The 12,186-nt window shown below is 66.1% G+C and carries 10 protein-coding genes; 7 read left to right on the forward strand and 3 right to left on the reverse strand.

Annotated elements, in window-relative coordinates:
* The first annotated feature begins 80 nt into the window (after positions 1–80).
* Positions 81–1,493, forward strand: a complete 1,413-nt coding sequence (gene cysG, locus ASB57_RS18725) for a siroheme synthase CysG (RefSeq protein ID WP_057653592.1) — start codon at positions 81–83, stop codon at positions 1,491–1,493.
* 96 nt (positions 1,494–1,589) lie between these two features.
* On the opposite strand, the gene upp is transcribed toward cysG, so the two are convergent.
* A complete protein-coding gene (upp, locus tag ASB57_RS18730) occupies positions 1,590–2,228 on the reverse strand; it encodes a uracil phosphoribosyltransferase (protein WP_057653593.1) in 639 nt (212 codons plus the stop codon).
* A gap of 170 nt (positions 2,229–2,398) precedes the next feature.
* Positions 2,399–3,829, reverse strand: a complete 1,431-nt coding sequence (gene dacB / locus ASB57_RS18735; RefSeq protein ID WP_057656259.1) for a D-alanyl-D-alanine carboxypeptidase/D-alanyl-D-alanine-endopeptidase — start codon at positions 3,827–3,829, stop codon at positions 2,399–2,401.
* A gap of 288 nt (positions 3,830–4,117) precedes the next feature.
* Here dacB and queA point away from each other — a divergent pair, with 288 nt between their 5' ends.
* The 5 genes from queA to secF all read left to right on the forward strand — a co-directional run bounded on the left by queA (position 4,118) and on the right by secF (position 9,931).
* Entirely contained in the window at positions 4,118–5,254 is a 1,137-nt protein-coding gene (gene queA / locus ASB57_RS18740; RefSeq protein WP_057653594.1) for a tRNA preQ1(34) S-adenosylmethionine ribosyltransferase-isomerase QueA, read from the forward strand.
* A complete protein-coding gene (tgt, locus tag ASB57_RS18745) occupies positions 5,251–6,387 on the forward strand; it encodes a tRNA guanosine(34) transglycosylase Tgt (RefSeq protein ID WP_057653595.1) in 1,137 nt (378 codons plus the stop codon). The genes queA and tgt overlap by 4 nt, the downstream gene beginning before the upstream one ends.
* Positions 6,388–6,557: 170 nt before the next feature.
* Positions 6,558–6,902: a preprotein translocase subunit YajC gene (yajC, locus tag ASB57_RS18750; RefSeq protein WP_057653596.1), complete on the forward strand. Its 345-nt coding sequence runs from the start codon at positions 6,558–6,560 to the stop codon at positions 6,900–6,902.
* A gap of 123 nt (positions 6,903–7,025) precedes the next feature.
* The gene (gene secD, locus ASB57_RS18755; protein ID WP_057653597.1) at positions 7,026–8,906 is read left to right on the forward strand and encodes a protein translocase subunit SecD; all 1,881 of its coding nucleotides are present in this window, start codon (positions 7,026–7,028) and stop codon (positions 8,904–8,906) included.
* An 89-nt stretch (positions 8,907–8,995) separates the two neighbouring features.
* A complete protein-coding gene (gene secF / locus ASB57_RS18760) occupies positions 8,996–9,931 on the forward strand; it encodes a protein translocase subunit SecF (protein ID WP_057653598.1) in 936 nt (311 codons plus the stop codon).
* Between the two features lie 119 nt (positions 9,932–10,050).
* On the opposite strand, the gene ASB57_RS18765 is transcribed toward secF, so the two are convergent.
* Entirely contained in the window at positions 10,051–10,992 is a 942-nt protein-coding gene (locus ASB57_RS18765) for a LysR family transcriptional regulator (RefSeq protein WP_197424765.1), read from the reverse strand.
* A gap of 147 nt (positions 10,993–11,139) precedes the next feature.
* Between ASB57_RS18765 and ASB57_RS18770 the strand changes: the two genes are divergently transcribed.
* Positions 11,140–12,177, forward strand: coding sequence for a tripartite tricarboxylate transporter substrate binding protein (locus ASB57_RS18770; protein WP_057653600.1), 1,038 nt, complete (start codon positions 11,140–11,142; stop codon positions 12,175–12,177).
* Positions 12,178–12,186: the final 9 nt, after the last annotated feature.

Here is a 12,186-nt window from a genome sequence, read left to right on the forward strand (position 1 = left end):
TAAGCGCGGTCGACCTCGTCCATCGAGACAGATCCAATGACCATCCGCCCCGCTCGCGCGTTTCCCCTCGGATATCCCTCATGAAGCTGTTCCCGCTATTCGCCGACCTGAACCAGCGCCCGGTATTGGTGGTCGGTGGCGGCACCGTCGCCGCCCGCAAGACCCAGGCCCTGCTGGAAGCCGGCGCCCAGGTGAGCGTGGGCGCGCCGCGCCTGACGGCCGACCTGCAGGCGCTGGTGGCCAACGGCCGCATCGCGCATCTGGCCGGCGACTTCCAGCCGGACTGGCTGGAGGCGGTCTGGCTGGTGGTGGCGGCCACCGACGACCGGGCGGTCAATGCCCATGTGTCGCAGTGCGCGGAAGCGCGCCGGCTGTTCTGTAATGTGGTCGACGACCCGGAGCTGTCCTCCTTCCAGGTCCCCTCCATCGTCGACCGTTCACCCCTGATCGTGGCGATATCCTCGTCAGGCGTGGCGCCCGTGCTGGCGCGGCGCCTGCGTGAGCGCATCGAATCCCTGTTCGACCACGCCCTGGCGCCGCTGGCACAGCTGGCCGCGCGCCATCGCGCCGGCATCCGCGCCGCCCGCCCGGACCTGGGCGCGCGCCGCCGCTTCTACGACTGGCTGCTGGACGGCCCGGTGGCGGCGCTGCTGCGCCAGGCCCGGCCGGACGAGGCCGAAGCCGCCCTGAAGGAAGAATTGGACACGCCTCAGCAGGTTCCCGCCGGCAGCGTGGTGCTGGTCGGCGCCGGCCCCGGTGATCCCGGCCTGCTGACCCTGCGCGCGCTGCGCGCCCTCAATGAAGCCGACGTCATCCTTTACGACCGTCTGGTCAGCCCCGACGTCCTGGCCCTGGCCCGCCGCGACGCGGAGCGCGTCGACGTGGGCAAGCATACGGGCGAAGACCATCACGCCACGCAGACCCGCATCCATACGCTGATGGCGGACAACGCGCGCCTGGGCCGGCGCGTGGTGCGCCTGAAGGGCGGGGATGCCTTCATCTTCGGCCGCGGCGGCGAAGAGCTGCAATTCCTGCGCGCGCGCAATATCCGTTATGAAGTGGTGCCGGGCATCACCGCGGCGCTGGCCTGTGCGGCCCACGCCGGCATCCCGCTGACGCACCGCGCCCATGCACAATCGGTGCATCTGGTGACGGCGCACTCCAGCGCCGAAGCCGATACGCTGGACTGGCCGGCCCTGGCGGGCGCCACGCAGACGCTGGCGTTCTATATGGGCGTGGGGCAGCTGGATGCCTTGGCGCGGCGCCTGATCCAGCACGGACGCGATCCGCGGACGCCGTTCGCCCTGGTGGAAAACGGCAGCCGGCCGCAGCAACGCGTACTGACCGGCCAGCTGGAAGACCTGCCACGCCTGGCCCGCGCCCATGGCATCCATGCGCCGGCCATGCTGTTCGTCGGGGAAGTGGCGCGGCTGGGGAACGAACTGCACTGGTTCGGGCAGCATCTGTCCGAACCCGCGGACGCGACGGTGTAGCGGCAGCCGGCGCCTGGCCAAGGCTCGTAGCGCCACAAGCCTCGCCCGGCGGACAACATCGCGGCGCGCGGCGCCCCCTGCCGGCGCGCCCTGCCCTTACTCTTCTTTCTGCTTGGTCCCGAAGATACGGTCGCCGGCATCGCCCAGGCCTGGGATAATGTAGCCGTCCTCATTGAGCCGTTCGTCGATCGAGGCCGTGTAGATGCAAACGTCGGGATGCAGCTTTTCGATGTGGGCGATGCCCACGGGCGCCGCCACCAGCACCAGCGCGCGGATATCGCGACAGCCCGCCTGCTTGAGCAGGTCAATGGTCGCAGCCATGGAACCGCCGGTGGCCAGCATGGGATCGATGATCAGCGCGGTACGCTGGTCCAGTTCGCCCACCAGGCGTTCCAGATAGGTATGCGCCTGCAGGGTTTCCTCGTTGCGGGCGATGCCCACCACGCTGACCTTGGCGCCCGGCACCAGGCTGAGCACGCCGTCCAGCATGCCGATGCCGGCGCGCAGGATGGGCACCACGGTGATTTTCTTGCCCGCGATCTTTTCCACCTGGATGGGACCGCACCAGCCTTCCACCGTGCAGGTTTCCAGGGGCAGATCCTTGGAGGCTTCGTAGGTCAGCAGCGCGCCGACTTCCTGCGACAGTTCGCGAAAGCTCTTGGTGCTCAGGTCGGCACGGCGCATGATGCCCAGCTTGTGGCGTATCAGTGGGTGGCGTATTTCATGCACGGGCATGGTGGTCTCCGGGATTCATGGGGCGGGCGCATCCTGGCCCGGCATCTCAGACCTGAATCTTAGCCGTGAATCGCAGCCGTGAACCCCGGCCTTGAACGTGGACTTGAACGTGGCCTTCCTGGACTTGAACCTGGCCGTGGATTCCTGCCCCGCGCCGCGCGCCAGCCGGCCTAGCGTTCCGCCAGCCAGGCGATCAGCGCATCGTCGAAGGCCCGCACCGACTCGGCCTGCGGATGGTTGACGATGCTCACCACGATGTAGCGCTTGCCGCTGGCGCCGAGCACATAGCCCGCGATCGACCGGACCCCGTTCAAGGTCCCGGTCTTCAAATGCGCCATGCCCTGGGTGCCCTTGCCGCGCATGCGCCGCCGCACCGTGCCATCCAGGCCCGCGATGGCCAGGGACGACATGTACTCAGGCATGAAGGGCGAGTTCCACGCCACCGTCATCATCGACGCCAGGCTGTCGGCCGACACCCGCGCCACGCGCGACAGGCCCGCGCCGTTGTCGACCACCAGTTCCGGCATGTTCAGCCCCTGGCTGGCCAGGATGCGCCTAACCACCTCGCCGCTGCTTTCCACCGTGGCCGGGCGGCGGCCGCCTTCGGCCCCCACGGTCAGCAGGAGCGTGCGCGCCATGACGTTGTTGCTGCGCTTGTTGATCTTGCGGATGATGTCGCCCAGCGAGGGCGATTCATGGGTCGCCAGCGGCACGGCATCGGGCGGCACCATGCCCGCGCGGACGCGGCCGTTGAACGTGCCGCCCAGTTCGCGCCACAGCAGGCGCAACACTTCGGTGGCGAATTCCGGCTGGCCCAACGCCAGGCGGTAGACGTCGAATTCGCCGCAGGAACCGGCCACCTTGCCGCCGATGCGCAGCGACACGCCTTGCTGGGTGATGACGGGATCCGTGCTGATTTCCGGCGAGCCCGGGCAACGGATATCGCTCCATTCCAGCTGGCCGGCGATCTTCACCCCGGGCAGGGGCGGATCCATGACCACGTTCCATTTGCGCGCCGCCGGATCGGGCGTGAACAACAGGCGCACGGCGCCGAAGCCCACCATCAGGGCGTCCGGGTTGGCGTTGTAGGGCCGGTCCGGCGCGCTGTCGAAGGCGCCGGGGTCGACCGCCACATTGCCGAACATCGTGCGGTCTATCACCAGGTCGTTGATCTGGCGAACACCGTGCAGGCGCAGGTCGCGCAGCAGGCTCCACAAGTCCTGCATCAACAGCAGCGGATCGCCGCCGCCGCGCAGGTACAAGGGCCCGGGCAGCACGCCGTCGGCGCCGACGCGGGCGCCCGGCTCGGCCAGCAGGTCGGTGTGCCAGGTGTAGTTAGGCCCCAGGTCGGACAGGCCTACCCAGGTGGTCACCAGCTTCATGACGGAAGCCGGATTGCGCGGCTCCTTGGCATTGATGGACATCAGCCGCGGGCCGCCGATTTCCTGCACCACCAGCGACAGGGACGAATCCGGCAATTTGCTGGCGCGCCAGGTCTGGGCCAGTTCCCGCGGCAGCACGTTCTGCGACGCCGGCGCCAGGCCCTGGGCCTGCACGTCCGCCACCGTCGCCAAACAGGTCATCGACACTACCGCGGCCATGAAGGCCAGCGGCGCGAGCGGGGCCAGGCCCGCCGCCGCGACACGTCCACCCCAAGCCCGAATGCGCTTGCCCATCGTTTCGATCATGCCCCGCCCTTCACTTCCCCGCCCCGTCAGCGGCCGGCGCGGGGCAATTTCCAAAAAGAAACAGGCCGCCAGCCTGTTTCGGTAAAACCGTGAGCATACAGGCAAGGCCGGCCGTATTCGCGCGCGTTTGCAACACGCCCGGCCGGGGCACCATGGCTCCGGCCGTACAATACCGGATTCCAAAAAATTTACGGTCCCGCAGTGTCGTCCCCGCTTTCCGTCGCCGATTTCGACTATGCCCTGCCGCCGGAGCTGATTGCCCAGCATCCCAGCCCCGAGCGCGGTGGCAGCCGCCTGCTGCACCTGGATACCCAGGGCCGCCTGCATGACCGCATGTTCGCCGACCTGGCTGGCCAGTTGCGCGCCAACGACCTGCTGGTCTTCAACGACACCCGCGTCATCAAGGCGCGCCTGGCTGGCCACAAGGCCAGCGGCGGCAAGGTGGAAGTGCTGGTCGAGCGCATCGTCGAAGCCGACCGCGCCCTGGCCCACGTGCGCGCCAGCAAGTCGCCCGGCCCCGGCACGGTGCTGCGCCTGGCGGATCGTTTCGACGTCACGGTGCTGGGCCGCGCGGGCGCCCTCTTCGACCTGCGCTTCCCCGGCGACGTGCTGGACCTGCTCCAGGCCCATGGCGCGACGCCGCTGCCGCCTTACATCACCCACGCCGCCGAAACCGAGGACGACGAACGCTACCAGACGGTCTACGCTCGCGCGCCTGGCGCCGTCGCCGCGCCCACGGCGGGACTGCACTTCGACGAAGCCATGATGCAGCGCCTGGAAGACGTCGGCGTGGCGCGCGCCTTCGTCACCCTGCATGTCGGCGCCGGCACCTTCAAGCCGGTCCAGGTGGAAAAGCTGGCCGATCACGTCATGCACGCCGAGTGGTACACGGTCCCGCAGGCCACCGCCGATGCCGTGGCCCGGGCCCACGCCGCCGGCGGCCGGGTCATCGCGGTGGGTACCACCAGCGCACGCGCGCTGGAGTCCGCCGCGGCGCAGTTGCAGGGCGACGGCCAGGCCCAGCCGCAAACGCCGCAGACGCCGCAACCCCCACAAGCGCTGCGGGCCGCGCAGGGCGACACCCAGCTGTTCATCACGCCCGGCTACCGCTTCCAGGTGCTCGACGGCCTGGTCACCAACTTCCATTTACCCCAGTCGACCCTGCTGATGATGATTTCCGCAATGGCCGGCATGGACCCCATCCGCCGTGCCTACGCCCATGCCGTTGCCGAGCGCTATCGTTTCTTCAGCTATGGCGACGCCATGCTGATCGAATCGCCCGTGGCGCCTGCCCTGGCGTCCTCCCACTCGGCCGCCCCCGGCCCCGCAGCAGTATGAACGGACTGAATTTCGAACTCCTCGCCACCGACGGCGCGGCCCGCCGCGGCCGCATCACCTTGAACCACGGTGTGGTCGAGACCCCCATCTTCATGCCGGTCGGCACCTATGGCAGCGTCAAGGCCATGCTGCCGCACGAACTGAAGGAAGTCGGCGCGCAGATCGTGCTGGGCAATACCTTTCACTTGTGGCTGCGCCCCGGCAACGACATCATGCGCAAGCATGGCGGCCTGCATGGCTTCATGGGCTGGGACAAGCCCATCCTGACTGATTCGGGCGGTTTCCAGGTCTTCAGCCTGCAAGGCATGCGCAAGATCACCGAGGAAGGCGTCAAGTTCGCCTCCCCCATCGATGGTTCGAGGCTGTTCCTGACGCCGGAAGAATCGATGGCCATCCAGCGCGCGCTGAACTCCGACATCGCCATGGTGTTCGACGAATGCACGCCCTATGAAATCGACGGCCGCGCCGCCACCCAGGAAGAGGCCGCGAAGTCGATGCGCATGTCCCTGCGCTGGGCGCGCCGGTCGCGCGATGCCTTCGACAAGCTGGAAAACCCCAACGCGCTGTTCGGCATCGTCCAGGGCGGCATGTACGAAAACCTGCGTGACGAGTCCCTGGCCGGGCTCACGGACATCGGTTTCCATGGCTATGCCATCGGCGGCCTGTCGGTGGGCGAGCCCAAGGAAGACATGCTGCGCATCCTCACCCACGTGGCGCCCCGCCTGCCTGTCAACGCGCCGCGCTACCTGATGGGCGTGGGCACGCCGGAAGACCTGGTGGACGGCGTGGCGCGCGGGATCGACATGTTCGACTGCGTCATGCCCACCCGCAATGCCCGCAATGGCTGGCTGTTCACCCGCTTCGGCGACGTCAAGATCCGCAATGCGCGCTACCGTGACGACACCCGGCCGCTGGATTCCACCTGCGGTTGCCACACCTGCGGCCACTTTTCGCGGGCCTACCTGCACCACCTGCAACGCTCCAATGAGATTTCCGGGGCGCGCCTGAACACGCTGCACAACCTGCATTTCTACCTGAACCTGATGGACGAAATGCGCGGCGCCATCGCCGCCGGCACCTTCCAGGCCTGGCGCGAACAGTTCGCCGCCGACCGCGCCCGCGGGGTGGATTAGGGGTCCCGGACAGGCCAGGCTGGCCCCCTCCTGCAACATCGCTACAATAGCGGGCTGCCCTGTAACAGGCTCGCGCTCAACAGTGGCTAAAAACATACCAAGATCCGCAAATCTGGATCCAAAACCTGCTCAGATCCGGATTCGGTTCGGATTAAACCAAGGAGAATCTTATGTCCCTCATCGATAACCTCGGCATCGTCGTGGCCCAGGCCGCTCCCGCCGAAGGTGGCGCCCTGCTCGGCATGGCCCCCATCATCCTGATGTTCGTGGTCCTCTACTTCCTGATGATCCGTCCTCAGATGAAGCGCCAGAAGGAACACCGCAACCTGGTTTCGGCCCTGGCCAAGGGTGACGAAGTGGTCACCGCCGGCGGCATGCTGGGCAAGGTCTCCAAGGTGAACGACAGCTACATCACCGTGGAAGTTTCCGAGCTGGCCGACAAGCCGGTGGAAGTGATCGTGCAAAAGACCGCCGTCACCACCGTGCTGCCCAAGGGAACCATCAAGGCCCTGTAAGCGTCTGATCCAGGCCGGCCCGCGTCGAGACGCAAGGGGCCGGCATGCCGCGCGGCGCCGGGGGGTGCGTGCGCGGCTTTCTTCTTCTCCCCCGGCATTGAGTCCAGACTTAGAGTTACGGCCATGAACCGCTATCCCCTTTGGAAGTACCTAACGGTCCTGATCGCGGTCGTTATCGGCCTGCTCTATACGCTTCCGAATTTCTACGGCGAATCGCCCGCGGTACAGATTTCGGCCGCCAAGGCCACGTCCAAGGTAGACCAGGTCCTGCTGGACACGGTTGAACGTGCCTTGGCCACCGCCCAGATCCCGACGGCAGGTGTCTATTACGAGCAGAACGGCGCCCTGGGCACCATTCGCGCCCGCTTCCTGAATACCGACCAGCAATTGCAGGCGCGCGACCTGATCGACCGCACCTTGAACACGGTTGCCGGCGATCCCCATTTCACCGTCGCGCTGAACCTGCTGCCCGCGTCGCCGACGTGGATGCACGCCCTGGGCTTCTTCGAGCCCAAGCCCATGTACCTGGGCCTGGACCTGCGCGGCGGCGTGTACTTCCTGCTGCAGATCGACATGCAGGGCGCCCTGACCGGCCGCTACGATTCGCTGGCCGCCGATGTGCGCACCACCCTGCGTGATCAGAACGCCCCCGCCACCAACGTCGAACGCAGCGGCCAATCGATCCTGGCCACCTTCGCCAACACCGACGCCCGCGACAAGGCCGTCAGCGTGCTGCGCCAGCGCCTGCCCGACCTGCAATTCACCGACACCAACGACGGTGGCAAGGTCCAGTTGACCGGCGTGCTGAGCCCCGCCTCCATTACCCGGGTGCAGGAAAACGCGCTTAGCCAGAACATCAGCACCCTGCATAACCGGATCAACGAGCTGGGCGTGGCCGAGCCCGTGATCCAGCAACAAGGCACCGACCGCATCGTGGTGCAGCTGCCCGGCGTGCAGGACGTGGCCAAGGCCAAGGAACTGCTGGGCCGTACCGCCACCCTGGAAATCCGCATGGTGGACGATTCGCCGGCGGCGCAATCGGCCCTGCAGGCCGGCACCGTGCCCTTTGGCCTGGAGAAGTACAACGAACGTGACGGCCGTGGCGTGCTGGTGCGCCGCCAGGTCATCCTGACTGGTGAAAACCTGCAGGACGCCCAGCCCGGGCGCGACCAGCAGACCCAGCAGCCGGCCGTGCACCTGACCCTGGACAGCAAGGGCGCGCGCATTTTCCGCGACGTGACGCGCGACAACATTAACAAGCGCATGGCCATCCTGCTGTTCGAAAACGGCAAGGGCGAAGTGGTCACGGCGCCGGTCATCCGCGGTGAAATCGCCGGTGGCCAAGTGCAGATTTCCGGCAGCATGTCCGCCGAGGAAGCCGCCGACACCGCTCTGCTGCTGCGCGCCGGCGCGCTGGCCGCGCCGATGTCCATCATCGAAGAACGCACCGTCGGCCCCAGCCTGGGCGCGGACAACATCGCCAAGGGCTTCCACTCCACCCTGTGGGGCTTCGTCGCGATCGCCGTCTTCATCATGCTGTACTACCGCCTGTTCGGAGCCTTCTCCACGGCGGGCCTGGCGCTGAACGTGCTGCTGCTGCTGGCCGTGTTGTCCATGTTGCAGGCCACCTTGACCCTGCCCGGTATCGCCGCTATCGCGTTGACCCTGGGCATGGCCATCGACTCCAACGTGCTGATCAATGAACGGATACGGGAAGAACTGCGTAATGGCGCCTCGCCGCAGCAGGCCATCCACCAGGGCTTCGAGCGGGCCTGGGGCACCATCCTGGACTCCAACCTGACCACCTTGATCGTCGGCCTGGCGCTGCTGGCCTTCGGTTCCGGCCCCATTCGCGGCTTCGCGGTGGTCCACTGCCTGGGTATCGTGACCTCGATGTTCTCGTCCGTGGTGGGCGTGCGCGCCCTGGCCAACCTCTGGTACGGCCGCAAGAAGAAGCTGACCAGCCTGTCTATCGGCCAGGTCTGGAAACCGAAGAGCGAATAACAGGCATGCGCGCGAGGCGCGCATGGGACGGCCGTCGCTAACCACGACGGCCGCAACGGACAAAGTAGTTAACAAACGCTAGGCACATCATGGAATTTTTCCGGATCCACCGAACCATACCGTTCATGCGCCATGCACTGGTGCTGAACCTCATCAGCCTGGTGACCTTCCTGGCGGCGGTGTTCTTCATCGCCACGCGCGGCTTCCATCTGTCCATCGAGTTCACCGGCGGCACGGTGATGGAAGTCAATTACGCCCAGACTGCCAAGCTGGACGAAGTCCGCACCGCGGTCGGCAAGCTGGGCTATGCCGACTTCCAGGTACAGAACTTCGGCACGTCGCGCGACGTGCTGATCCGCCTGCCGCTGGCCCATGGCCAGACCTCGGCGGCGCAAAGCGACGCGGTACTGTCCTCCCTGAAGGCGGCCGATCCCTCGGTCGAACTGCGCCGCGTGGAATTCGTCGGCCCGCAGGTCGGCGAGGAACTGGTGCATAACGGGCTGATGGCGCTGTTGTTCGTGGTGCTGGGCATCGTCATCTACCTGGGCATACGCTTCGAATGGAAGTTCGCCCTGGCCGGCGTGATCGCCAACCTGCACGACGTGGTCATCATCCTGGGCTTCTTCGCCTTTTTCCAGTGGGAATTCTCGCTGTCGGTGCTGGCGGGCGTACTGGCGGTGCTGGGCTATTCGGTCAACGAATCGGTCGTGATCATGGACCGGATCCGCGAAAACTTCCGCAAGCAGCGCAAGGCCAGCGTGCGGGAAGTCATCGACGGCGCCATCACCCAGACAATCTCGCGCACCATCATCACCCACGGTTCGACCCAGATGATGGTGCTGTCCATGCTGTTCTTCGGCGGCCCCACCCTGCACTACTTCGCCATGGCGCTGACCATCGGCATCTGGTTCGGTATCTACTCGTCCGTGTTCGTGGCCGCGGCCCTGGCCATGTGGTTCGGCGTGAAGCGCGAAGACCTGGTCAAGCCGGTGAAGAAGGAAGGCGAAGGCCCGGAAATCGCCTGAGCCTGGCGCTTGATTTAGCAGTAAAGCTTCACAAGTAAAGCTTCAGCAGTAAAGTCCAAAGGCCTGAGCCCGGTATCGCACCGGGCTCAGGCCTTTTTGCATGCGGCTTCGGGCGGCAGCTACATCGCTTCGATCAAAGCCTGGACGAAGGTTTCCGCGGCTTCCGGCAGCGGGCGCTTGGCGGCGGTCTGGATCCTTAGCGTGCGGCCGGCGAACTGCGGTTCCGCCAGGGGCACGCTGACCAGTTCGCGCCGGCCCAGCTCGCCGCGCAGGATGATTTCCCCGCCCAAGGTGATTGCATGGCCGCCCTTGACGATGGCATAGATGATGGACGAGGAATTGCTGGCGAAGGCGATATCGAAGGGTGAAACGTCACCCGCGCCCGCGCAGGCGTCGAACAGCAGGCGGACGGTGGCGCCTGAATCGGTCAGCGCGATGGGATAAGGCTTCAGGTCGTCCAGGGCGATCCGCGCGCGCCCGGCCAGCGGGTGATCGGGCGCCATGATGGCGCTGAGCGGCGAATCGACCTCGTGGCGCACCTCCACATTGCTGGCCGGCGGGGTGCTGCTCTTGATGTGGAAAGCCAGCCCGATGTCCACGCTGCCATCCATCAAGGCCTGCGTGACGCCGGCCGAAGACGCGGCTTTCAGGCGAAAGACCACTTCCGGATGAGCTGCGCGGTAAGCGCCCAGTATGCACGCCAGCACATTGCGGCCCACGGTTTCGTTGACACCGATGCGGATGGTGCTGGATTCACCGCCGCGCAAGCTGCGCAATTCGTGGCGCGCGCGTTGCGCGTCCATGGCGGCGCGCTGCACGTAATCGAACAGCAGATTGCCCGCGCGCGTGGCCGCCATGCCGTTGGGGCGACGCTCGAACAGCGCCGTGCCGGTTTCCTCTTCCAGCTTGGTGATCTGCCGGCTTACCGCCGAGGACACGACATGCAGGTTCGCCGCCGCGTCCTTGATGCTGCCGGTGCGGAAGACTTCCAGGAAATAACGATGGGCGGTATCGAGCATGGCAGAGGCGGGCTTATAGGCCCAAGTGGATAGATGAGTCACGCAATTGCCTAAAAGGCAATTCATGTTCGAATACTAGAAATTGATTGCGAAAAACGCAATTCGTAAAATCACTGCCGGAGACCATACTTCCAAGGCGCGCAAACAAAATACAAGGCGCCATTCATTCGATCATCAAGGGGTATCCGCATGAACCGTTCGTCTTCTGCCGCCTTGCCCAGCGCTCGCGGCCAATATCCATCGGCAACGCGCCGCCGCCTGCTGGCTGGCTGCGCGCTGGCCGCGGGCATCGCCGCCGCCGGCCCCGTCAGCGCGGCCGATTATCCGGCCCAGACGTCCATCCAGCTGGTCATTTCCTTCCCGCCCGGCGGCGCCACCGACGTGCTGGCGCGTGAACTGGCAGTGAAGATGGGCGCGGCGCTGGACCAGTCCATCGTGGTGGTCAATCGTCCCGGCGCCGCCGGGCTGATCGGCATGCAGGCGGCCGCGCGCGCCACGCCGGACGGCTATACCCTGTACATCTCGTCGGTGGGATCGAGCACCATCAACGAAGCCATCAACGGCAAACAGCGCATCTCGCTGGACGACCTGGATGCCGTGGGCGGCATCGCCAGCGCGCCGCACATCCTGGTCGTGCCCAGCGACAGCGGCATCAAGGACGTCAAGACCCTGGTCGAGCAACTGAAGGCCAAGCCCAACGGCTACAACTACGCGTCCATGGGCGCCGGCACCCTGTCCAACCTGGAAGGCGAAATCTTCAAGGAACAGACCGGCGTCAATGCCCTGCAGATTCCGTACAAGGGCAGCAGCCAGGCCTTGCCGGAAGTCATCACGGGCTCGTCGATCTTCTTCTTCGACAGCCCCTCCAGTTCCTTGCCGCAGCAGAAGGCCGGCCGCATCAATGTGCTGGCGGTCGCCGCCGCCAAGCGCCTGGCTTCGCTGCCGGACGTACCCACGTTCAAGGAACTGGGCATCAACGGCCTGGAATCGGAGAACCTGTTCGCCCTGATGGTGCCCAAGGGCACGCCGCCGGATCGCATCGCCATCCTGGACAAGGCCTTGAAGAAGGTCCAGGCCGATCCCGCCTTCCGCAAAGCCATTGAGGTGCCGGGCTTCGAAGTCAGCGACATCTCCGGCGCCGACACGCCGCGCTTCATCCACGACCAGCGCGTATTCTGGAAGCAGAAAGTCGAAAGCCTGCACATCGCGCCTTCCGCGGCGCAGTAAGCGCAGTCA

It is taken from the genome of Bordetella sp. N, from assembly GCF_001433395.1.
In the GTDB taxonomy this organism is placed as follows: Bacteria; Pseudomonadota; Gammaproteobacteria; order Burkholderiales; family Burkholderiaceae_B; genus Bordetella_C.

What these genes read in the sequence shown, in the direction of transcription:
- cysG (WP_057653592.1), top strand. Translation starts at nt 81, where the DNA reads ATGAAGCTGTTCCCGCTATTCGCCGACCTGAACCAGCGCCCGGTATTG.
- upp (WP_057653593.1), bottom strand. Translation starts at nt 2,228, where the DNA reads ATGCCCGTGCATGAAATACGCCACCCACTGATACGCCACAAGCTGGGC.
- dacB (WP_057656259.1), bottom strand. Translation starts at nt 3,829, where the DNA reads ATGGCCGCGGTAGTGTCGATGACCTGTTTGGCGACGGTGGCGGACGTG.
- tgt (WP_057653595.1), top strand. Translation starts at nt 5,251, where the DNA reads ATGAACGGACTGAATTTCGAACTCCTCGCCACCGACGGCGCGGCCCGC.
- yajC (WP_057653596.1), top strand. Translation starts at nt 6,558, where the DNA reads ATGTCCCTCATCGATAACCTCGGCATCGTCGTGGCCCAGGCCGCTCCC.
- secD (WP_057653597.1), top strand. Translation starts at nt 7,026, where the DNA reads ATGAACCGCTATCCCCTTTGGAAGTACCTAACGGTCCTGATCGCGGTC.
- secF (WP_057653598.1), top strand. Translation starts at nt 8,996, where the DNA reads ATGGAATTTTTCCGGATCCACCGAACCATACCGTTCATGCGCCATGCA.
- ASB57_RS18770 (WP_057653600.1), top strand. Translation starts at nt 11,140, where the DNA reads ATGAACCGTTCGTCTTCTGCCGCCTTGCCCAGCGCTCGCGGCCAATAT.